Raw genomic sequence first — 200 nt, forward strand, 5'->3', positions numbered from 1 at the left:
CTTTGTGATTCATGACTGGGGTGAAGTCGTAACAAGGTAACCGTAGGGGAACCTGCGGTTGGATCACCTCCTTACCTTAAAGAACCTGCCTTTGTAGTGCTCACACAGATTGTCTGATGAAAAGTAAATAGCAAGGCGTCTTGCGATTGAGACTGTACGTCCCCTTCGTCTAGAGGCCCAGGACACCGCCCTTTCACGGC

Annotated in this window: 1 rRNA gene; it reads left to right on the forward strand. The window is 50.5% G+C overall.

The features are described 5' to 3' along the window. Nucleotides 1–74: ribosomal RNA gene (locus ACNQ0T_RS24605) — 16S ribosomal RNA — on the forward strand; the annotation flags it as partial. Nucleotides 75–200: the final 126 nt, after the last annotated feature.

The organism is Enterobacter cloacae complex sp.6700776, from assembly GCF_048284255.1.
Classification (GTDB): Bacteria; Pseudomonadota; Gammaproteobacteria; order Enterobacterales; family Enterobacteriaceae; genus Enterobacter; species Enterobacter intestinihominis.